The organism is Bacillus sp. LNXM65 (assembly GCF_002998575.1).
Lineage (GTDB): Bacteria > Bacillota > Bacilli > Bacillales > Bacillaceae > Bacillus.
Window position 1 is genome coordinate 164,658 of the sequence record NZ_PVRB01000006.1, and the last position, 21,955, is coordinate 186,612.

18 protein-coding genes and 1 pseudogene are annotated in these 21,955 nt (G+C 40.6%); 7 read left to right on the forward strand and 12 right to left on the reverse strand.

Annotated elements, in window-relative coordinates:
- Positions 1-5: 5 nt before the first annotated feature.
- Entirely contained in the window at positions 6-737 is a 732-nt protein-coding gene (locus C6Y03_RS13385) for a MurR/RpiR family transcriptional regulator (protein WP_060595724.1), read from the reverse strand.
- A 199-nt stretch (positions 738-936) separates the two neighbouring features.
- Here C6Y03_RS13385 and C6Y03_RS13390 point away from each other — a divergent pair, with 199 nt between their 5' ends.
- Positions 937-2,265 (forward strand): 6-phospho-beta-glucosidase, encoded by a 1,329-nt coding sequence (locus C6Y03_RS13390; RefSeq protein WP_034664592.1) that lies wholly within the window; start codon positions 937-939, stop codon positions 2,263-2,265.
- A 33-nt stretch (positions 2,266-2,298) separates the two neighbouring features.
- Here the strand turns inward: C6Y03_RS13390 and C6Y03_RS13395 are convergent, their stop codons facing one another.
- Positions 2,299-2,961 (reverse strand): DUF3885 domain-containing protein, encoded by a 663-nt coding sequence (locus C6Y03_RS13395; RefSeq protein ID WP_189318327.1) that lies wholly within the window; start codon positions 2,959-2,961, stop codon positions 2,299-2,301.
- Positions 2,962-3,059: 98 nt separating this feature from the next.
- Here C6Y03_RS13395 and C6Y03_RS13400 point away from each other — a divergent pair, with 98 nt between their 5' ends.
- Positions 3,060-3,269 carry a hypothetical protein gene (locus C6Y03_RS13400; protein ID WP_106039464.1) on the forward strand — a complete coding sequence of 70 codons (210 nt, stop codon included), beginning with the start codon at positions 3,060-3,062 and terminating at the stop codon, positions 3,267-3,269.
- Between the two features lie 10 nt (positions 3,270-3,279).
- Here the strand turns inward: C6Y03_RS13400 and C6Y03_RS13405 are convergent, their stop codons facing one another.
- On the reverse strand, positions 3,280-4,194 hold the full coding sequence (locus tag C6Y03_RS13405; protein ID WP_106039465.1) for an NAD(P)/FAD-dependent oxidoreductase: 915 nt from the start codon (positions 4,192-4,194) through the stop codon (positions 3,280-3,282).
- 64 nt (positions 4,195-4,258) lie between these two features.
- Positions 4,259-4,696 carry an Rrf2 family transcriptional regulator gene (locus tag C6Y03_RS13410; protein WP_106039466.1) on the reverse strand — a complete coding sequence of 146 codons (438 nt, stop codon included), beginning with the start codon at positions 4,694-4,696 and terminating at the stop codon, positions 4,259-4,261.
- 181 nt (positions 4,697-4,877) lie between these two features.
- On the opposite strand from C6Y03_RS13410, the gene C6Y03_RS13415 reads away from it, so the two are divergent.
- Positions 4,878-5,252, forward strand: a complete 375-nt coding sequence (locus C6Y03_RS13415) for a hypothetical protein (RefSeq protein ID WP_106039467.1) — start codon at positions 4,878-4,880, stop codon at positions 5,250-5,252.
- 147 nt (positions 5,253-5,399) lie between these two features.
- Here the strand turns inward: C6Y03_RS13415 and C6Y03_RS13420 are convergent, their stop codons facing one another.
- Positions 5,400-6,728, reverse strand: coding sequence for a 6-phospho-alpha-glucosidase (locus tag C6Y03_RS13420; protein WP_106039468.1), 1,329 nt, complete (start codon positions 6,726-6,728; stop codon positions 5,400-5,402).
- A gap of 17 nt (positions 6,729-6,745) precedes the next feature.
- Positions 6,746-8,332, reverse strand: a complete 1,587-nt coding sequence (locus C6Y03_RS13425; protein ID WP_106039469.1) for an alpha-glucoside-specific PTS transporter subunit IIBC — start codon at positions 8,330-8,332, stop codon at positions 6,746-6,748.
- A gap of 148 nt (positions 8,333-8,480) precedes the next feature.
- On the opposite strand from C6Y03_RS13425, the gene C6Y03_RS13430 reads away from it, so the two are divergent.
- The gene (locus tag C6Y03_RS13430) at positions 8,481-9,245 is read left to right on the forward strand and encodes a MurR/RpiR family transcriptional regulator (RefSeq protein ID WP_060595719.1); all 765 of its coding nucleotides are present in this window, start codon (positions 8,481-8,483) and stop codon (positions 9,243-9,245) included.
- Positions 9,246-9,377: 132 nt separating this feature from the next.
- Here C6Y03_RS13430 and C6Y03_RS13435 read toward each other — a convergent pair.
- Positions 9,378-9,827: pseudogene (locus C6Y03_RS13435) on the reverse strand (SMI1/KNR4 family protein); the annotation flags it as partial.
- A 110-nt stretch (positions 9,828-9,937) separates the two neighbouring features.
- Positions 9,938-10,909: a tRNA dihydrouridine synthase gene (locus C6Y03_RS13440; protein ID WP_060595718.1), complete on the reverse strand. Its 972-nt coding sequence runs from the start codon at positions 10,907-10,909 to the stop codon at positions 9,938-9,940.
- A gap of 789 nt (positions 10,910-11,698) precedes the next feature.
- Here C6Y03_RS13440 and C6Y03_RS13445 point away from each other — a divergent pair.
- Positions 11,699-12,259, forward strand: a complete 561-nt coding sequence (locus C6Y03_RS13445; protein WP_106039470.1) for a hypothetical protein — start codon at positions 11,699-11,701, stop codon at positions 12,257-12,259.
- Positions 12,260-12,426: 167 nt separating this feature from the next.
- On the opposite strand, the gene rlmD is transcribed toward C6Y03_RS13445, so the two are convergent.
- A complete protein-coding gene (gene rlmD, locus C6Y03_RS13450) occupies positions 12,427-13,806 on the reverse strand; it encodes a 23S rRNA (uracil(1939)-C(5))-methyltransferase RlmD (protein WP_106039504.1) in 1,380 nt (459 codons plus the stop codon).
- A gap of 60 nt (positions 13,807-13,866) precedes the next feature.
- Positions 13,867-14,775 carry a diacylglycerol kinase gene (locus C6Y03_RS13455; protein ID WP_034664632.1) on the reverse strand — a complete coding sequence of 303 codons (909 nt, stop codon included), beginning with the start codon at positions 14,773-14,775 and terminating at the stop codon, positions 13,867-13,869.
- Positions 14,776-14,956: 181 nt separating this feature from the next.
- Here C6Y03_RS13455 and C6Y03_RS13460 point away from each other — a divergent pair, with 181 nt between their 5' ends.
- Positions 14,957-15,910: a nucleoside hydrolase gene (locus C6Y03_RS13460; protein ID WP_106031374.1), complete on the forward strand. Its 954-nt coding sequence runs from the start codon at positions 14,957-14,959 to the stop codon at positions 15,908-15,910.
- A 228-nt stretch (positions 15,911-16,138) separates the two neighbouring features.
- Here C6Y03_RS13460 and C6Y03_RS13465 read toward each other — a convergent pair whose 3' ends face one another.
- Entirely contained in the window at positions 16,139-19,363 is a 3,225-nt protein-coding gene (locus C6Y03_RS13465; protein ID WP_106037202.1) for an efflux RND transporter permease subunit, read from the reverse strand.
- Positions 19,364-19,494: 131 nt separating this feature from the next.
- Between C6Y03_RS13465 and C6Y03_RS13470 the strand changes: the two genes are divergently transcribed.
- Entirely contained in the window at positions 19,495-20,340 is an 846-nt protein-coding gene (locus tag C6Y03_RS13470; protein WP_106039471.1) for a TetR/AcrR family transcriptional regulator, read from the forward strand.
- A gap of 181 nt (positions 20,341-20,521) precedes the next feature.
- Here the strand turns inward: C6Y03_RS13470 and gatB are convergent, their stop codons facing one another.
- Positions 20,522-21,952, reverse strand: coding sequence for an Asp-tRNA(Asn)/Glu-tRNA(Gln) amidotransferase subunit GatB (gene gatB, locus C6Y03_RS13475; RefSeq protein ID WP_003214292.1), 1,431 nt, complete (start codon positions 21,950-21,952; stop codon positions 20,522-20,524).
- Positions 21,953-21,955 lie beyond the last annotated feature (3 nt).

The following is a 21,955-nucleotide window of genomic DNA, read 5'->3' on the forward strand; positions in this document are numbered from 1 at the left end:
CTCTTTTACTTTTTCTTTAACATCGCGAACATGTCACGAGCCATCGCTTCTAAAATATACACAACTGGCGTCTGTGTCGTAATATTGGCTCTGTGAACCCGTTCGTCTGTCACGTAATAAGCAATATTTAAATCGGAAATGCGCGAAATCGTACAGTGCTGATTGTTTGTAATACTAATGATTTTGCTTCCTTCTCTTTTTAACTTCGAAATATGATCAATCGTAATACGGTTCTCCCCTGATACAGACAGCACAATGGTGACACTATTGTCTAAATACTGCATATTCATCGGGAAAAACGGATCATTGATGTAAAATGAAAATTTCTCAAGACTCGAAAAATACCTCGCCCCATACTGTGCCAAAATACCAGAGCTGCCAGTTCCGATAAACAGCACATTTTTTGCATCGGCAATGAGCCTTGCTGCCTCCTTAATTTTCCCTTCAAAGTCCCCTTTCAGTGTGCGTTCAATAAATTCATATAGAAAGTGCTGTGTGCTTTTTAAAGTAGGAGTTTGCTCTGATTCTAAATACATTTTGAGTTTCACTTTAAACTCTGAAAAGCCTTCACAATTCACTTTTCGGCAAAAGCGAAGGACAGACGAGGTGGAAATATGGGCAGCATCTGCTAAATCCCGAATTCTCATATACACGACCTTTTCACTGTTTTCCATGATGTATCGGTATAAAGCGCTTTCTAGTTCATTAAAGCTGGAAATGACCTCACTTGAAAACATCTGACTTCCCCTTTCTCCAACAGCATGTCACAATGTGTTTCTTTTATGTAACAAATCTCTAAATAGGGCACCCTTGCCTAAAGACGCTGAAGTCATTTACGCACTAGATGCTCTCACGATAAGCTATAGATGTACAGACAAAAGAATTGGCTTTTCTCTATTATAACATTGCGCGTTACATTATTCGGAGGTGCAGCACATGGCAAAAGGATTAAAGGTTGTCACAATTGGCGGAGGATCAAGCTATACACCAGAGCTTGTAGAAGGATTTATTAAACGATACGATGAATTTCCGATTAGCGAGCTTTGGCTTGTCGATATTGAAGCAGGAAAAGAAAAGCTTGAAATCGTCGGAAATCTTGCAAAACGAATGGTGAAAAAAGCAGGACTTCCAATCGAGGTTCATTTAACATTAGATCGCCGGAAAGCGCTTGCGGGCGCTGATTTCGTTACAACACAATTCCGTGTCGGACTTCTTGAAGCACGTATGAAGGATGAACGCATTCCTTTAAAATATGATGTCATTGGTCAAGAAACGAATGGTCCAGGAGGTCTATTCAAAGGACTTCGCACCATTCCAGTCATTCTTGATATTGTCAAAGATATTGAAGAACTGTGCCCAGACGCATGGCTTGTGAATTTCACCAACCCAGCTGGTATGGTCACAGAAGCCGTTCTTCGCTATTCAAACCATCGCAAAGTCGTTGGCTTATGCAACGTGCCAATCGGTATTCGCATGGGAATCGCCAAAGGACTTGATGTAGACGCAAGCAGAGTCGAAGTCAGCTTTGCTGGATTAAACCATATGGTCTTTGGACTCAATGTATTCTTAGATGGCAAAAGCATCATGGATCAAGTCATCGAAGACATGGCAGATCCAAACTCCAGCATGTCGATGAACAACATTCAAGCCATTCCGTGGAATGCAGATTTCTTAAAAGGGCTTGGCGTCATTCCATGTCCATATCACCGCTACTACTACAAAACAAGTGATATGCTGGCTGAAGAAAAGAAAGCAGCAGAGAATGAAGGAACTCGTGCAGAAGTCGTTCGTGCACTAGAAAATGACCTGTTCGAGCTTTACAAAGATCCTGATCTTGATATCAAACCGCCACAGCTTGAAAAACGAGGCGGTGCTTACTACAGTGATGCGGCTTGTAACTTGATTGCATCCATTTATAACGACAAGCACGACATTCAGCCGGTGAACACCATCAACAATGGTGCCATCAGTGACATTCCAAATGATTCTGCCGTTGAACTGAACTGTGTCATCACAAAAGACGGTCCTAAACCAATCGCTGTTGGCGAGATGCCTGTCGCAGTCAAAGGACTTATTTCTCAAATTAAATCTTTTGAACGTGTTGCCGCTGAAGCAGCCGTGACAGGCGATTACAACACAGCACTTGTCGCAATGACGATCAACCCGCTAGTCCCATCTGATGCGATTGCAAAAAGCATCCTAGATGAGATGCTAGAAGCACACAAAGAATATTTACCACAATTCTTCAATAAAGTAGAAGCATAAAACAGAACCGCACTTGTCAAAAGTGCGGTTTTCTTATTTCACTGCAAAAAGCCTGTCCATCTGAGCACGATCATAGTCTAATAGCCAGTGCTGTAAGCCCTCATAGACTGGCCGAAGACGCTCAGCATCTGCCGCAATAAGATCACAGCCTCGATCATCATATAAGTGGAAAATCATCTGTTTTGTGAGATTGATGAGATAAATTTCATAACCAAGCTTCCCGTTCATAATTTGATTCGGTGCATAGAAATCCTCTTGGCATATGGCTTGTAGAAGTGGGCGTAATCGGATATCTTGCAGCTGACAAGTTAAGGTAAATCTCTCCAATGTCAGTGGCTCATCTAGTTCTGGTCTAACATAGGTCAAAAGCTCGTGACGCAATCGATTGCGTACTTGCTGGCGGACATATTTCTGATAAACTAGGAGCTTTTGCTTCGTTAATTCATGTTCATGCTGCGTATAGACATCCGTGACAAACAGAATATCGTCTTCTGGATCAAAAGCATATCTGACAATTTTCAAAGCACGATCCCCTGCTTTTTCTAATACAACTGATTCTTCTCCTAATGACCAATCTGCCACTTCAAAGCGAAGCCCAAAAGGCCATTGATAAAAAAGGGACGGTATGAGGACAAGATCAGGAAAATGACTTTTTAAAAAGCTATTGGTTTTATGGCTCATTTGCTTTCCTTTCATTGGCTTTATTTCTTATTTTACCGTTGAAACTTATGGGAAAACAATTGGAAATAAACTGTCATTTTTTATATGATGGAAAGAGATGGAGGTGTGACCAATTGAAAAAAACATCAACAAGGTTTTTACAAGTGTTCCTTACAGCACTGATCACTATGTGGGTACAGACTGGACTTGATCAGGCGAACATCATTCATATCACCAATGTATGGGTCGATGCCAGCAGCTGGATCCTTATCTTCTTTGTCATCTACGCACTTTTTGAATGGGCAGCTCACGTCTTAGCAAAACGGAAAACCGCTCATCGCTGAACATCTCTTTTCATAGAGATGTTTTTTGTTGAAATTCCTCTTGCACAAGTTCATGGATGACGCCCATTCCTGCCTGGCTTCCAGCAGCTGCTGCAAGTACAAGCTGAGCAGGGCCGCCTAAATTGTCACCGCATGCAAAGACACCGCTGACGGTTGTACGTCCAAGAATATCTGTTTCAATACCCGCATTTTTCGTCATTTGGCAGCCAAGTTTTTCAGCAAATGGAGCTGACTGCTTGAAATCACTTGCGACAAAACCCCCTTCTCTTTTCACCGTTTCTCCATTCGTAAGGTGTAGAGAGAGCATTTGTCCATTCTCATGATGAATTGACATAATCGGTACATCAGTGACTTGAATAGAATGTGCTGATAGCAGTGCCTTATCCTCTTCAGCAAACACTTGCTGCCCATTCGTAAACACGATCAAATCCTTTGTCCAATTGGAAAGAAGTTTAGCCATATGCAAGGCGCGTGGATTCTCAGCAATTAGGGCAAGCGGCTTGTCCTTTAGCTCCCAGCCATCGCAGAAAGGACAGCTAAACAACGTCTTTCCATACACGTCATGAATTCCCTTAATCTCTGGCAGTATATCCTGAAGTCCTGTTGCCAATATGATTTTCTTCGCTTCGAATCTTTCTCCCTCTTGTGTCAGTAACGTAAAGTTGTCCTCATTGTTTTGTATCTCAACAATTCTGCTTCGCTTTATTTGGATATGAGGGTAGTTTTGAATATCTGCCTCTCCCGCTTGTCTGATCTCAAACGGTGTCATTCCATCGTTTGTAATAAATCCATGTGATTTCTGTGTCACTCGATTTCTTGGCATCTCGTCATCGAATACAATGACCTGTTTTCTGCCCCGCCCCACAACAAGTGCTGCACTTAATCCGGCTGGCCCGCCTCCGATAATGGCACAATCTAATAACATGTAAATCTCTCCTTTTTATCAAAGATTTTAAAGACTCTTAATATCTATAATTAGTTCAAAAAAATCACATGTTGAAAAATGGATTCTTTTCTGTCTGCTCAATTTGGCTTGCAATATCAACTAACCGCTTTTGACTTAACGTCTCCTGCATTTTTGTTTCAACATCCTGCATGACCTGTTCAATCAAACAGTCATCATGAGGCATGAAAGAATCATGCTCTAAAGAACAGCGAAACAAATTCGTTTGCCCTTCTACAGCCTGAATGACGTCTAAAAACGAAATGTCTTCCTTCTGTTTCATAATGGCGTAACCACCTTTTGCACCAGGTGTTGATTCAATCAATCCTGCCTTTACAAGCTTTGTTAAAATTTTAGATAAATAGGTGGGTGAAAGTTCTTGCATTTTAGCAAGAGGCTCAACGCCAATTGCTTTCCCCTTCGGCGCAAGAGTTAAAAACACCATCGTATGAAGTGCATAGTTGGTCGCTTTAGAATATTTCATAGGAACATTCCTTTCTATCTATTATAGACCTTTTATATCTGTAATTGATCATAAAAGATTCAAGAAGAAAAAGCAAGTGTTGTGGATCTGCTTCTTTTTTCATTCCACATTTCGCATTTTCTTCCGATAATAAAGGTAAGCACGAATAAAATTTTGATGAAAACTAGAAGGAGTGAAGAAAATGTCAGATCAACAGCACAATGCAGCACACGAAGAAGAAGAAGAGGAATTCAATGTATACGACATGCTTCCGCCCGCAGGAACAATCATTGGTGAAGCAACAGAAGAAGAAATGGAAGCTGCGGCAGCATTAGAAGTGAGACATGTCGCGTTCATGCGCCTTCAAGATATGTTCATTCAATTTGATGGCTCGTCTTACAAAGACTTATTAAAAGACTTCCAAGAATTCGAATATGATTCTACAAAATTCTGGAGAGGTATTGCTAAACGACTTCAAATTCCATACGAATGGCCAATCCGACTCGACCACGCAAACGGCCCTATTTATATTGGTGAAACAGAAGATAGCCGTGAGGTTGAGGAGAGTGCAGAGTAAGGAATTGGGGACCCCCTTTTTGGTGAGGGGGTCTTTTAGTACCAAGTGAAAACCGCTTTGTCGCCATCACAAAAAAAGCGGAATACATCGGTTGAAAAAACAAATAAGCATATGAGCGATGTAACGCCCATATTGCTTATTCTCATGTTATGTTAACTCTGGCCAAAATGCTTTATTTGCCAAAATTAAGTCGTCTAATATATCTTTTGCTACTTTAGCACTCGGCACCGTTTTCGATAATGTGATGGCCTGCCATAGTTTTTGATAGGAACCTTCTTCAAATGCTTCTACTACTAATTTTTCTACGCCAACTTGCTGCTCCATGAGACTTTTTTGAAATCTAGGAATTTCTCCAACCACTAATTTTTCTGGACCGCTGCTGCCAACGATACAAGGAATTTCGACCATGGCTGTTGGGTCAAAGTTCATGATGGCGCCATTGTTCTCTACAATCATCAGCATCCGTTCTTTTTTATTAAAAGCAATGGCTCTTGCTAAATCAACGATATAGGAAGCGTGTTCATCGATGGTTAGCTTTGTTTCCTTCGCACTCCCTTTATCAATGATGGCCTGACATTCACTAAAAACAAAAGCTTCTCGCCCCTCCATCACTTCATTGGCACGCGTGAATTCTATATTTGAATGTGCCACTTCTTCATCTGGAAATAGATAGTATTTCAAATACGTATTCGGTACCGTTTTTGGATCAAGTGCTTGAATATCTTTAGCCTTTTTTAATGTGCTGTTCCAGCTCTTCTGCTGTTCTAGTTCAGATGTTCCATCTGTTGCATAACCATGCTGGCTTACATGCTTAATCACCTCAGGCATTAAGCTATTTCCTGCTTTATCTCTAATATCTGTCCACCAGCCAAAATGATTCAAACCATAGTAATCTACTTCTAGTTCTTTACGTGAAGTTAAGCCTAAATTCTTTGCAATCAATTCTTCGATTCCAATTGGCATATCGCATATGTTTAAAATTTTGGCATTAGGTCTTAGCTTACGTGTTGCCTCTGCTACTATCGCTGCAGGGTTAGAATAGTTTAACATCCAAGCTTCAGGTGAGTATTTTTCCATATAATCGACAAGTTCTAATACACCTGGAATGGACCGCATTCCATAAGCTATTCCGCCTGGACCGCATGTTTCCTGTCCGACGACTCCATGCTTCAATGGAATTTTCTCATCTAATTCACGCATTGCATATTTGCCGACACGGATATGCGCCATCACAAAATCGACTTGAGTAAACGCTTCTTCTGGGTCCGTGCTTGCCAGTAACCGCACTTCTGGCGCTCGTTCTTTTAACATAATCTCACATGCATCTGCAATCGTTTTTTGTCTAGCTTCATCATTATCATAGAGTTTAATTGTATGAATTGGGAACTCCTCTAGATAGTCTAACAGCATCAAAATGATCCCTGGTGTAAATGTACTTCCGCCTCCAGCAATGGTAATATTAAATGTTTTTTTCATGATATCCAGCTCCTTTTTCAATCTAATGAAAGTTTTGTCTCAAACGACTCTCTCACTTGCGGTACACTTAAGCCAACAATGATTTGAATGCTTTGACCACTCTTAGCCATTCCGTGTGCCCGTTTATTTTTTGTAAAGTATTCCCTATCTTTCACCAAGCTAGGGTCAATCACTGTGATACGCAGACGCGTGGCACAGTTTGTCACATCTTTAATGTTTTCTTTACCGCCAAGGCCTTCTAAGAAATAAACGGCTTTCTCTTCATACTCAGACGCATAAACGGGCGCTTCTTTTTTATCATGAGCTTTTTTATGACTCTCATAATCTTGTTTTGTAAATAGCCTCGTCTCCTCCTCATGTTTTCGTCCTGGTAATGGAATATCAAATTTCACAATCATCCATCTAAATATGACAAAATACAATGCTGTAAATAGACATCCAATCATTGCTTGGATCAGATAAACCCCTCCATGATTTGAAGAGAGCGGAATCCAGTTCAATGCAGCTATTTCAATCAGCCCGGAACCCATCATTCCGACAACACCAAACATATTCATGATTGTCACCATGGTCGCTCCAAGAAGTGCATGTATCACAAATAAATAAGGTGCGAGAAATAGAAATGTAAATTCAAGTGGTTCTGTAATTCCGGCAAATATTGCTGTTAATGTGGCGGGTAACACCAATGCCAAAACCTTTTTTCTATTTTCATTCGGGGTAGAAAAATACATCGCTAGAGCTATCCCTAAACAGCCGAACATCTTAATATTTCCATGCAGTAAAAATCCGTATGGATAAAGATTTTTCAAATCGGAAGTTGAGGTCGCAAATTCATTTAAGTGAGCAATCCAATATGGTTTTAACCCCCCATTTACAGCCGCTGGACCAAACTCAAAAGGTGTATAAATAAAATGGTGAAGTCCTGTTGGAATTAACACCCTTTCCAAGAAATGAAACAGCCAGACACCAATATATCCAGACTGTGACATGAACCCTTGGAGAGATTGAATCCCTTGCTGAACATAAGGCCATACAAAAGCAACGATAAAAGCAATAGGAATCATCACAAAGAATCCGATGATGACAACAAATACAAGCCCCTGGAAAATCCCGAGCATTTCAGGCAGCTTTTGATCATAAAAACGATTATGGATCCAAATCACGATTCCAGATATCATAACCGCACCAATGATACTTGTATCGAGCGTAGGTATACCCGCAATTTCTTTTACACCCGCTACATTCTCGACACCTTGCGATAAATCAACACCAAAAGTGGACGGCCAAAGTGTCAAAATAGCATGAATATAATTGTTAAACACAAGATAAATCATCAAAGCTGCGAGCGTAGCACGTGCTTGCGTTTTTTTTGCAAGAGAGATGGGCAAGCCAATCACAAATGCCAGCTCCATATGATTGAAAATCGTCCATCCCCCGCTTTCAATCAGTGCCCAAACCTTATACCACATCGTATCTTCTGCAGCCATTTCCCCCATAATCGCTGGATTCTTACATAAAGTCGCAAGGCCTACAACAATACCAAAAAACGCGAATAAAAGTACAGGAACTACCATAGCACTACCAAATCGCTTGATTGCATTCATAAGCATAACCCCTTTGTTTGATCCATAAGACCACTGTAAAGGGAGCGCTTTCAAAAACCAATAGGTTTGACGTATTTAGAAATCAAGTTGTAACATTAGATTATATTTTCACAGGAAGAAAATATTTTCATGTTGGAGGGCACATCGCATGATATTGGACAAGTTGGTAAATGAATACTTCGAAGATTTAAATAAGAATGATCTGCACATTATTAAAACGATTCACGATCACCTTGAAGAAATGAAGACAATGAAAATTCAGGATCTTGCTCATTATGCTCATACTTCCATCTCATCCATCCATCGGCTTGCCAAGAAAATAGGCTTCGACGGCTACAGTGACTTAAAGTCTTATGTGAAATTGAATAATCATACTGAAGAAACAACACAAGATTTAATGAAGCTGCTCGATCAAGATATCCAGCAGACAAGGAAATATATGGAACAGTTGGACTTTCATCAATTAAATCAACTGATTGATCGCGCACCGTATATTTATATTTATGGTACAGGAACAGCTCAGCTCGATTTGGCCAATGATGTACAACGACAGTTATGGTCACTGCATAAGAAATCTCAAGTTTTACGAAGTAAGCGAGACTTAACAGATGGAATCGTTGAATTTGGTGAGGATGACCTTTTATTTATCATTTCTTTATCAGGCGAATCGAAGAATTTAGATCAAATCATTCAATTGGTGAAAACGAGACATATCAAATTTATCAGCATGACCACATTGAGGAATAACCTCCTTGCGCAAAATGCCATGTTTAACATCTATGTAAGCAGCACCCCGTTTCCTTTGTATAACAAAGTGGACAACTCCAGCTTTCTGCCATTTTACATTGTGGTAGATATTATCGTCAGAAAATTTAGTGAGTGGAAAAGGAACCAATTGAATAATAGGACTTAAAAATAACAGGTACAGTTTTGGGGTGAAGTGGTGAAATAATTCATTTTGCTTCATAAAAAAGAGAGACACTTTTGTCTCTCTCAAAAAACACCAAAATATTTTTCTGAAATAAGTGATGACTGCTCAATGTTATTCAGCAGTATAATGCCCAGCAAGCAATTCATCAAACGAATCCGCTAATTTGAAATCCGTCTCATATTCTAGATCAAAGTAATGAATTGGCGGATGCTCCTTTGTTACTCTGTAATCCAATGCAATCCACGTATGACCATCCCCACAAAGCAGCACAAGTCCCTCAGGCAATTCCCATTCTTCTATTAAATAATCACTATCCATAATGCCTTCATTTTTAGCAATTCCTCTTAAATGATCAAATGACACATGATCCTCTGCCCATCCATTCGGCTGGTCCGTTGGAAAAGCATTATGCAAGGTATAACCGCCATTTTGTTCAAGAATAAGTTTCTTATATGTATCAGGCAGGATGACGCCTAGCTTCTTTTCCGCTTTTGCAATTCCTTTCTCATTGATTTTCTTAAATGTCTCTTCACTTTCTCTGTCTTTATCCCAAAATGATTTCAAATAAAATACCTCCAATTGTTATTTCTATCTTATCTTACCATTTGAGACGACTAGTTTAATAGTCCTATTCATAGAAAAAAGAGAAGGGCTTCTCCTCCTCTTTTCAATCGTTATTGTTCTTTATTTCTCGCTTCAAATTCATCCAGCATTGCACGCACTTCATCTGTTGATGATGTGTTCATTAATTGATTTCTTAGGAAACTCGCTCCTCTGAATCCTTTCACATAAATCTTAAAGAAACGGTGCAGTGCCTTGAATGGACGCAAGCCTAGTGATGAATATTGATCATGTAGATCAAGATGCAACCTTAAAAGGCCTAGCAGCTCATCACTCGTATGCTCCTTCTGTTCTTTTTCAAAGGCAAATGGATTATGGAAAATCCCGCGCCCAATCATCACTCCGTCCACTCCATACTGCTCAGCGAGCTTTAAGCCCGTTTGACGATCAGGAATATCACCATTGATGGTCAAAAGAGTATCAGGTGCTACTTCATCACGCAGTTTTATAATCTCAGGAATAAGCTCCCAATGCGCATCCACCTGGCTCATTTCCTTTCTAGTACGAAGATGGATCGATAAGTTCACAATGTCTTGCTCCAAAATGTGTCTAAGCCAATCGCGCCATTCATCGATTTCTGTAAAACCAAGTCTTGTTTTCACACTGACAGGCAGTCCCCCAGCTTTTGCCGCTTGAATCAGCTCTGCCGCAACATCTGGGCGTAGAATCAATCCACTGCCCTTCCCATTTTGAGTGACATTCGGGACAGGACAGCCCATATTAATATCAAGCCCCTGAAATCCTAACTCCGCCATTCCAATGCTCATTTGTCTAAAGTTCTCAGGCTTGTCTCCCCAAATATGAGCAACAATCGGCTGTTCATCCTCTGTAAAGGTTAAACGCCCCTTCACACTTTGAATACCATCCGGATGGCAATAGCTCTCGCTGTTCGTGAACTCTGTAAAAAACACATCAGGTCTCGCCGCCTCACTCACAACATGACGAAACACAACATCTGTCACTTCTTCCATTGGTGCTAATATAAAAAATGGCCGTGGTAAATCACGCCAGAAATTTTTACTCATCTTTCATCCAATTCCTCTCATGACATAGCGCCTTAAAGGGCATGTTTCTTCTATAAAATCTTTCAGCAATTTTTATCATTATATACTTTAGTAAGGATTCAATGCAAAAGGAGCATAAAATGAACATTAACAAAATGCTATCAGCACTTTATAAAATATCAAAAATTTGAGAAGACGTAAACGCCGTTCAAAAAGGTACTACTGGAAAACGTGTCATGCGACGGGCAGCAGGTAATGCATCTGGCAAACTAATAAAAAAGATATTCAAATAAAAAAAGCCCTATGCAGGGGCTTTTTAAATTGTAATTGCCTTTTCTGTTACATGATAAGTATTAGAAGTAATGATTTTATCAAGCGACCAACCGGCAGCGAATAACACAGAAAAAATTGTTAAACTGATACTTAACTTTTTCAACTTTAGATATTCTCTATTCAAAATATATCACGTTATATAAAATACAGTACTAAGATACAATTCATTCTTAATATGGTTTTTGTTACAATTTTTGTGTATTGCATAATAAGAGTGATTTTCTTAAAAGACCTATACGAATTTTAGAAATATTTCACTGGTTTTTCTTAAAAGTTGCTGCTTAGATCAGAAAGAATTCTGCCAAATCGCAAAAGTAATGGATAAAGGGGAAAAGTGGACAGAAAAACAGTTCACTAATGCTTAAATAGGCTCTCCTAGAGATGTTACTAAAACTTTGGCAAAATTCATTATTAATCTTGTTTAAATAAACAATAAGTGCTATTAGTTTCTAATAGCGCTTTTTTATGGAGGTATTCATGTCTTTTTCTTACGTGATTTCATTGACTTTTTTAATACTCCTTTTAGTGTCTATCATACTCTATACTTTTTTAAGAAAGAAAAACGTTGTAGATGAAGCCCCTGGCGCTATTGCTGCCGTTCTTCTTATTTTACTAATATTTTTTTCCCTAAGTTTCATTATTGCCCTTCCAACTGTTATGCTTTATCTAGTCTCATTGGGAGTGAATTTTCTTTTCGGTGAATACATCACTTATGATTCATTTTTCTCTTTGATTACCTTTTCATTGTTAGTCAGCATCATCGTGATTTTTTGGTCATTTATAGTTTTATTTATAGGGAAAGGAATCATTTTTTTGTTGAAGGTCCCAATATGGATAACTTATATTTTAGAATTTTTTGCTTCGTGGGCTCTTATTTACTTCACGATTAAATATGTACTAAATTTGGAGAAAATTGAAGTTTCTATATGGGGAAATGGTGTATTGATTTTATCTTTCTTTGTTAGCTTTTTATACATCGGACTTGATATTATATCCTCTGCGCTTGATCAAAAAAATCAGAAAAACATAGAAGAATAGCCCCCCATCCAATAAAGGACAGGGGGCTATTTACTCTTAGATATTATTTTATACCGCTTTTCTAACACTGCTGCTTTAATCTTTGGACCATAGATGCTATCAGCAGAAAGCCTATGCATCATCCTGATATCGATGTTTTTCTCGAAATCGGGATGTCTCTCAATACATTATTGATTAAGCATAAGACTTGCCACACATTCCACATGACTCGTATGCGGGAACATATCCACAGGGTGCACTTCCTCTGTCACATACCCGCCATCTTCAAGAATACGCAAATCACGAGCAAGCGTCCCGGGGTTACAGGAAACATACACAACTCGGTTTGGTTTCATCTTTAAAATGGTGTCAAGCAGTGCTTCGTCACAGCCTTTTCTTGGCGGATCGACGACGAGGGTGTCTGCTTTGATGCCTTCTTTATACCAATTTGGGATGACGGTTTCTGCTTCACCGACTGCGAATTCGACGTTGTTGATTCCGTTTAAGGCAGCGTTGCGTTTTGCATCTTCAATCGCTTCTGGCACAATTTCTACGCCATATACTCTGCCTGCTTTTTGGGCGAGAAATAAGGAAATCGTACCGATTCCGCAATACGCATCAATCACGGTTTCTTCACCTTGCAGCTCTGCATATTCAAGCGCTTTGTCGTAAAGCACTTTTGTTTGAGCTGGGTTCACTTGATAAAACGAGCGGGCTGAAATGGCAAATTTGATGTCGCCAATCGTGTCATAAATGTATTCTTCGCCCCATAAAACGGTCGTTTCATCTCCGAAAATGACATTTGTTTTCTTTGAATTCACGTTTTGCACAATTGACCGAATGTGTGGGAAGCGTGCTATAATCTGCTCAATCACTTGCTGCTTTTGCGGAAAATCAGCCGTTCTAGTAACAAACACAACCATCATTTCACCTGTTGCAATGCCGTAGCGAACCATCACATGACGCAGCCAGCCTTTGTGCCGCTCTTCGTTATATGCTTTGATGCCAAACGCATTGCATATGTCTTTTACTGCCTGTACCACTTCGTCGTTTTCTGACTGTTGAATCAAACATTTTTTCATATCGATGATTTCATGGGTACGCTGCTGATAAAATCCTGCAACAAGTCCGCCTTCCCGTTCGCCAACTGGAACTTGTGCTTTGTTTCGGTAATTCCAAGGGTCTTCCATGCCTAGTACAGGATGAACTTTTACACGTCTCATATCAAGCTTGCCAACCCGCTCTAAAACGTCCTTTACTTGTTTCTGTTTAAATAGCAGCTGGCCTTCATAGCTCATATGCTGAATTTGACAGCCTCCGCACTGCTTGTAGATAGGACATGGCGCATCTTGCCTGTGCTGACTTTCCTTTGTCAGCTCCATGAGTCGTCCAAAAGCAAATCCTTTTTTGACACGTGTGACTTTGATTTTCCCTTGTTCGTCAGGAAGGGCATTCGGTACAAAGACAGGGAACCCTTCAATTTTCGCTACACCTGCACCTTCGTGCGTTAAGTCTTCGAAGGTTACATTGTAGTATTCATTCTTTTCAACAGGCGGTTTCATTTTCACCAATTTTATCACCTCATTTGCAAAGAAAAACTTGGCGCCATAAGGAACCAAGTTCAATCTCTACCCTATTTTTTCAGCTGTTGCTTTTGGCACTATAAATTCTATATGACGATACAGGTTTTCAAATTCACCTGGCAGCATGCCGCCGAATTCGCCATCTAAATTTAATTGCATTTTATCTTTTACATCTACCTTCACGCGATTCGCTTTTGCGTAGATGACATTGTTATCATGAATATGCTCGCCTCGTAGTGCAAGGCTGACTACTCGAATGGCTTCTGCTAAATTGACCTTCTTTAAAATAATCAGGTCAAACATTCCATCATCTAAAATGGAATCTGGCGCTAGCTTTTCAAAGCCGCCTACTGAATTTGTGAGTGAAACAAGAAACAGCATGATTTCTCCATGAAACAATTTGCCGTCATATTCAATTTCGACTTCTGTCGGGCGGATAGAAGGAAGCATCTCCATGCCTTTTAAATAATAAGCAAGCTGTCCAAGCATTGTCTTCAGCTTACTAGGCACTTCATAAGTGAGCTCTGTTAACCGGCCGCCGCCTGCAATATTAATAAAATAATGGCCGTTGACTTTACCGATATCAAGCGGCTTCGCTACACCATCAATAATGGCATCTGTCGCTTTTAAAACACCTTCTCGTGGAATGCCAAGTGCTCTTGCGAAGTCATTTGTTGTTCCAACAGGAATGATTCCTAGTTTTGGTCTTTTTTCAAGCGGTGCTAGTCCGTTGACGACTTCATTGATCGTGCCGTCTCCACCTGCTGCTACAATTAAATCAAAATCTCTCTGTGCAGCTTTTTCAGCTGCTTGTGTCGCATCTCCTGCACATGTGGTTGCATGACAAGATGTTTCATAGCCAGCTTGTTCAAATTTTTGCAAAACCTGCGGCAAATTCTTCTTGAAGAGTTCACGCCCAGATGTCGGATTGTATATAATTCGAGCACGTTTCATTCATCATCATCCTATATTCATTATGCAATCTATTTTCACCACTAACAACCTTTAATTATACTATGAGATTTGAAAATGGCAACAGAACAACCAGCTAATATGAGAAATCTCCTGCCACATTTTCCTCAGCAAGAAAGCATTCTGATAATATAAAAGAAAACGCTGTAAAGGATGGTTTGCGATGAAAAAGCCTGTCTATTTTAATCATGATGGCGGTGTTGATGACCTCGTCTCGTTATTTCTTCTCCTTCAAATGGAACATCTGAAAGTGATCGGGACGTCTGTGATTCCTGCTGATTGTTATTTAGAGCCTGCTCTCAGTGCGTCTCAAAAAATCATTGATCGATTTAGCCCCTATGAAATTGAAATCGCTGCTTCAAATTCTAGAGGCGTCAATCCTTTTCCGAAAGAGTGGCGCATGCATGCTTTTTATGTAGATGCCTTACCTATTCTAAACGAGAAAGGCATTGTAGATACAAAAGTGTCCAAGCTTCCAGCACACCTTCATTTAATCGAAACCGTTAAAAAGGCAGCAGAACCTGTCACGCTGCTCTTTACAGGTCCGCTCACAGACCTTGCTCGCGCCTTAGAAGAAGATCCTTCAATCTCTAATAAAATTGAAAAATTGGTGTGGATGGGCGGTACGTTTCTTGAAAAAGGCAATGTTGAGGAACCCGAGCATGATGGGACAGCAGAATGGAATGCATTTTGGGATCCTTATGCTGTCAGCACTGTCTTCAAGGAACGCTTTCCTATTGAAATGGTCGCACTTGAAAGCACGAATCAAGTTCCGCTTACACTTGATGTGCGTCAGCGCTGGGCTTCCCTTCGTTCTCACATTGGAATTGATTTTATTGGTCAGTGCTACGCCTTTTGTCCACCGCTCATTCATCATGAAACGAATTCGACCTATTACCTATGGGACGTGCTGACAACGATGACACTTGCTTCTTCATCATTTACCCGTTCAAAGGAAGTGGGCGCGATCGTTTATACCGAGACGCCAAAGCAAGGACGTACAGAAGAACATCCAGATGGAAAGTCAATACAAGTGATTGACCATGTCGATCGTGATGCCTTTTTCCAAGCATTTGAAGAGCTCATGAGAAAAGCTGTTTGTCAGATTTCAACATAAAAAATCCCCGCTAATGAGCGGGGATTCCAGATTATTGACAAAGGGCTAAAATGATCTTTATTTTAGTCCTTTGTCTTTTTTCAGCGTGATAGAAAACCTTTGAAGTCTAGGAAGGACGAGCACCGGAGCGGAGCGAATTGAACATTCGTGAGCACCGGAGCACAGGACTGACAAGGAATGAGGGTTTGTCTAGACGCTGAAAGCCCCGCCAATGAGCGGGGCTCCCTCTTATTCTTCTTCAGCGTACTTTTTCTTACGTCTGAACTTGCTTAAAATTTCATACACGATTGGGACGATGACCAATGTGAGAAGTGTAGAACTTGTTAAACCGCCGATCACGGTCACGCCAAGTCCTTTTGATACGATCTGGCTTCCGCCTTCAAATCCTAATGCGAGTGGCAGCAGTGCACCGATCGTCGCAAGTGCAGTCATTAAGATTGGACGTAATCTTATTGTACCTGCTTCAAGTAAAGCTTCTCTTGTTGAAAGACCTTCTTTTTCTTTATGAATGACGCGGTCAATCAGCACAATGGCATTTGTCACAACGATCCCGATCAGCATGAGCAATCCAATCATAGCATTTAAGCTGATGGTTTCTTTTGCTAAAAACAATCCAACGAGTGCGCCAATAATCGTAAATGGAAGTGAGAAGAGAATTGCAAATGGTGCAAGACCTCCGCCAAATGTGATGACGAGAACGAGGTACACAATGGCAATCGCTGCAAGCATTGCAAGTCCAAGCTGTGTAAAGGATTCCTCAATATCCGCACTTACGCCGCCTGTGTCAATCGTTACGCCAGACTTCACATCAAGCTTGTCGACTTTCTTCTGAACATCCTGTGTCACACTTGAGACGTTGTCTGTTGTCATGTCACCAGACACTTCTGCGTAGATTTTTCCATCACGTTTTGTCACCGTATTTGCTGTCGTACCATCTTTTACTTTTACGACATCACCAATCCGGACTTCTTGTCCTGTTGGTGTTGTGATCTTTTTATTTTCTAAATCTTTTTTGCTCTTATATTCGTCTTTTTCGGTTTGAAGCTTCACATCAAGTTCTTTGCCGTCCTCTGTGACTTTCGTCAGTGTTGTTTCACTATTTTGAGGAGCAATCGCTTGAGCGATTTGTGAAGCAGTTAGACCCAGCTTCGCCAGTTTTTCTTGATCTGCATTAAACGTATATTCATCATATTTCTCAGATAAGCTTGTGCTGACATTTTTTAAGTTTTTCTCATCTTTTAAGATGTTCTCGACATCTTTTACTGTGCCTTCAATATCGCTTACTTTGTCACCGTAGACATAGTACGTTACTGTATTGCTTGCGCCAGCAGATGAGAAGTCTTGTGATTTCCATTCCCCTTTAGACGTTTTGTCTTGCAGGGCTTTGACCACTTTATCTTTTTCTTTATCAAAGTTTGGCGTGTCTTCATCATATTGTACGAAGAATAACGCACCGTTCGAGTTGCCGCCTACACTTGCTGTAAGCGCATTTGAAGAACCTAGTGAATATTGAACAGTATTGACATGGTCACGTTTGATCAAGTATTCTTCTGCTTTTTTCGTTTCATCGATTGCTTGTTCTCTCGTTTGTCCAGGTTCAGGTGTATATGTTACCATCGCCGTCTTATCTGCTTGCTGTGGTAAGAAGCTGACACCGACAAGTGGTGCTAAGAATAAGCTTCCGACGAGCATAAGAATGGCAATTCCTGATGTGATCCATTTATGGTTCAGTGTCCAATTGAGTACACGTCTATAACCGCCAGCAAGCTTGCTTGGTTTATGCTCTTTTACCTTTTTCGCTGTGCCGTACAGGTTCTTTTTAAATAGACTGTGTGCCATCATTGGAACAATCGTAATGGCGACAAGCAGTGAAGCAAGTAAAGCAAACACAATCGTTAGGGCAAATGGGATGAATAGTTCACCAATCATTCCACCTACTAATGCTAACGGTAAGAATACCGCAATGGTCACAATTGTCGAAGACATGATCGGGATAAACATTTCTTTAGTGGCTTCTCTGACGAGTGCTTTGCCTTTTAACGGTTCATCCTTTAACGCCATTCGTCGATAGATATTTTCTATGACCACAATCGAGTCATCGACCACACGTCCAATGGCGACGGTCATGGCACCAAGTGTCATGATATTTAATGTAATATCAAGCTGATTTAATAATAAAACAGCAATCAACAGAGATAACGGAATGGAGATGACCGAAATTAATGTTGATTTGATATCTCGAAGGAACAACATAATGATAATGATCGCAAAGATTGCTCCGATGATTGCCTTGTTTAGCATTGTGCTGACAGACTCTTTAATCGGCTCTGCTTGATCATATGTCGTGCTTACTTTGATTCCTTTGTTGTCTTTTTTGAATTTCTCAAGCTCTTTTGTCACTTCTTCTGCCACACTCACGGTATTGGCATCAGAGCCTTTGACAATTTGCAGACCGATGCTGTCTTTTCCATTCGTTCTAGAGATCGATTCTGCATCTTTTACTACTTTAATATCCGCAATTTCAGAAAGCTTGATCGTCGGCAGCTCTACAGATTGACCGCTTGCTGCTCCTCCACCAGTTTGCTGCTGAGCTGCTGCTTGCTGCTGACTAGCATTTCCAGCCTGCTGCTCTGCACCTTGCGCACCTGGGTTTTCAGTGCCGCTGGATGGTGCCCCAGCTCCAGCGCTTCCCGCACCGCCGCTTGCACTTGGTGTGACAGGGATTCGCATGTTTTTCAAATCTTTGACGCTTAAAATATTGCCGTCCACGACAACTGATTTTTGTTTGTTGCCAAATGTGTATAGACCTAATGGTACGTTGACATCAGAGCCTTTGATCATGTTTTGGACGGTTTCTTCATCTAAACCGTATTCTTTCAATTTCTTTTGTTTAAAAGAAAATTCTACTTCTTTGATTTGCTGTCCTGAAGCTTCGACAGAAGAGACACCGTTTAATCCTTCAAGAGAAGGAACAAGGTCGTTTTCTACTTTCTGTGTAAGGTCTTCTAGTGATTCTTTATCACCAGAGACGCTGAGTGCTAAGATTGGAATCGCGTTGATGCTAAAGCGTGCAATTTTTGGTTTTTCTGCATTTTCCGGAAAATTGATATTGCTAATCGCATCTTCAATTTCCTTCTTTGCTTCATCCATGTCTTTGTTATAGTCGTACTCGACTTGAATAGATGAGGCATTTTCAAATGAATTGGATGTGACCACATTGACTCCGTTGAGGTTTTGAATAGACTTCTCAATTGGGTCGGTCACCTTATCTGATACTTCGTCCGGCGTTGCGCCAGGATACGTTGTAGAAACCGTAATGACTGGAGTGTTGATATTCGGGATTGATTCTTGTTTCATATTCAATCCGGCATATAGACCAGCAACTGTTACGATAATCGTCATGAGCCATACAGCGAACTTATTCTTTAATACAAAATTGATGATCGAATTCATTATGTCCTCCATTTTCCTTTATGTATTGACTGACTGGTCATTCTATATCATAATAAACGGTGATATACAATGCCGTCAACCATTTCACTTGCGTTTGACGTAACATTCTAAAGCTGAAGGGGCCTTATTTCATGAACGAAAAAAAAGAAAAAATCATTAAAGCAAGCATCCAGTTGTTTGCGAAAAAGGGTTTTTCTTCTACGACCATTCAGGAAATTGCAGATGAGTGCGGAATATCAAAAGGCGCATTTTATTTACATTTCAAATCAAAAGAACAGCTTTTCAATCGAGCCTTTGAATATTATATCGACACGTCTATGCAAAGTATTGAAACGATTCGAAAAGAGAATCAGCATCTCGCGCCGAGAAAGATCTTCCAGAAACAAATCGCTGAACAGTTTCAGCATTTTGCTGAGAACAAGGATTTTATCATTTTGATCCTCAGCGAGAACATTATTCCAGAAAACCAGCAAATTAAAAAGTATTCAAAAACAGTGAAAAAGCAAATGAATGATGAAATTCAAATTTCCATCTTGACCACTTATGGACAGGAGATCGAACCATATATAACTGACCTGTCAGTCATGATTCAAGGAATCATTCAATCGTATGTGCAGGTCCTGCTTTTACAAGATCAGATGCAATTATCATTTGATGAGCTTTCTTCCTTTATACTCGAACGATTCGATGATTTGGTCCAAGGCTTGCTTCGTTCTCAGACGAAACCGATCCTGAAGCAGACCATTTGGGACGATGAAGCGCCGAGTGCTGCTTCCCTTCAAGAGGAGCTTCGTTTGTTAAAGCTTGAGCATCTGCTTTCTGATGATACCCTTGTATCCATTGAAGTCATTGAAGAAGAACTGGCGAAAGCTGAGCCTCGTAAGCCAGTCATTCAAGGGATGCTGACGAATTTAGAAAAGTGTGAGGACCCTGCTGTCTTAAAAGTAGTGGAACAATTGAAGCTGTTTCTTCAATAATATTACGTGCTGTTTTTCCGATTAATTCACCTTTATCCCCCTTAGAATGTGCACTTTCGCTTATACTTCATTATAAGAAAAGAATCTCCGAATTGATATACGGCGGTGGTCTGAATCTATGATAAGACCCTGTCCTTTCAAGCAAAAAAACCGCCTCTTCTCATGAGGCGGTTTTTGCTATTTAGCGTTTTTTGATTTCTTCTAGGAGAATCTTGTTGACCATCGGCGGGTTTGCTTGTCCCTTCGATGCTTTCATGATTTGTCCGACTAAGAAACCAATCGCGCGGTCTTTTCCATTTTTAAAGTCTTCGATGGATTGCGGGTTGTTATCAAGTGCTTCTGTGACAAGTTTGAGCAGTGCACCTTCATCAGAAATTTGGACAAGTCCCTTTTCTTTGACGATTGTTTCTGCGTCTCCTCCATTTTCAATGAGCTCTTTGAATACCTTTTTGGCAATCTTAGAAGAAATCGTTCCTTTTTCGATGAGATTGATCATACCAGCCAGGCCTTGCGGCGTTAGCTTAGTATCTTCCAGCTCTTTTTGAGCTGAGTTTAAGTAGGCAGATACTTCACCCATCAGCCAGTTTGAAGCTTGCTTCGCTTCTGCACCTTCTGAAATGGTTGCTTCAAAGAAATCAGACATTTCTTTTGTCAGCGTCAGCACCATGGCATCATATGCAGGAAGTCCAAGCTCATCGATGTAGCGTTTGCGGCGCTCGTCTGGAAGCTCTGGAATGGATGCTCTTACGCGTTCTTTCCACTCGTCATCAATGTACAGCTCCACCAAATCTGGTTCTGGGAAGTAGCGGTAATCATCTGAGCCCTCTTTGACACGCATAAGGATCGTCTTTTTAGACGCTTCGTCATAGCGGCGCGTTTCCTGTTCGATCAAGCCGCCAGATAGCAATACTTGCTCTTGGCGTTTCTCTTCGAATTCAAGACCTTTTTGTACGAAAGCAAACGAGTTCAAGTTCTTGAGCTCTGTTTTCGTTCCAAACTCTTCACGGCCGATCGGACGAAGTGAAATATTGGCATCACAGCGAAGTGAGCCTTCTTCCATCTTACAGTCAGAAACGCCTGTATATTGAATAATGGATTTTAGTTTTTCTAAGTACGCATACGCTTCTTCTGGTGTCCGAATGTCTGGCTCAGATACGATTTCAACAAGCGGTGTGCCTTGACGGTTGAAATCGACAAGTGAATAACCGTCGCCTGTGTGCGTCAGTTTACCTGCATCCTCTTCCAAATGGAGACGCGTAATACCGATTCGTTTTGTTTTGCCTTCTACTTCAATTTCAATCCAGCCGTTTTCACCGATCGGTTTATCAAATTGAGAAATTTGATACGCCTTTGGGTTATCAGGATAGAAGTAGTTTTTACGGTCAAATTTTGTATCTGTTGCGATCTCACAGTTCAGCGCCATGGCCGCTTTCATCGCAAAGTTCACCGCTTCTTTGTTCAATACAGGCAGTACGCCAGGATATCCAAGGTCGATGACACTTGTTTGCGTGTTGGCAGCTGCACCAAAAGGTGTCGGCGAGCTGGAGAAAATTTTCGATTGTGTTTTTAGCTCAACGTGGACTTCAAGTCCAATTACCGTTTCAAAGTTCATTCT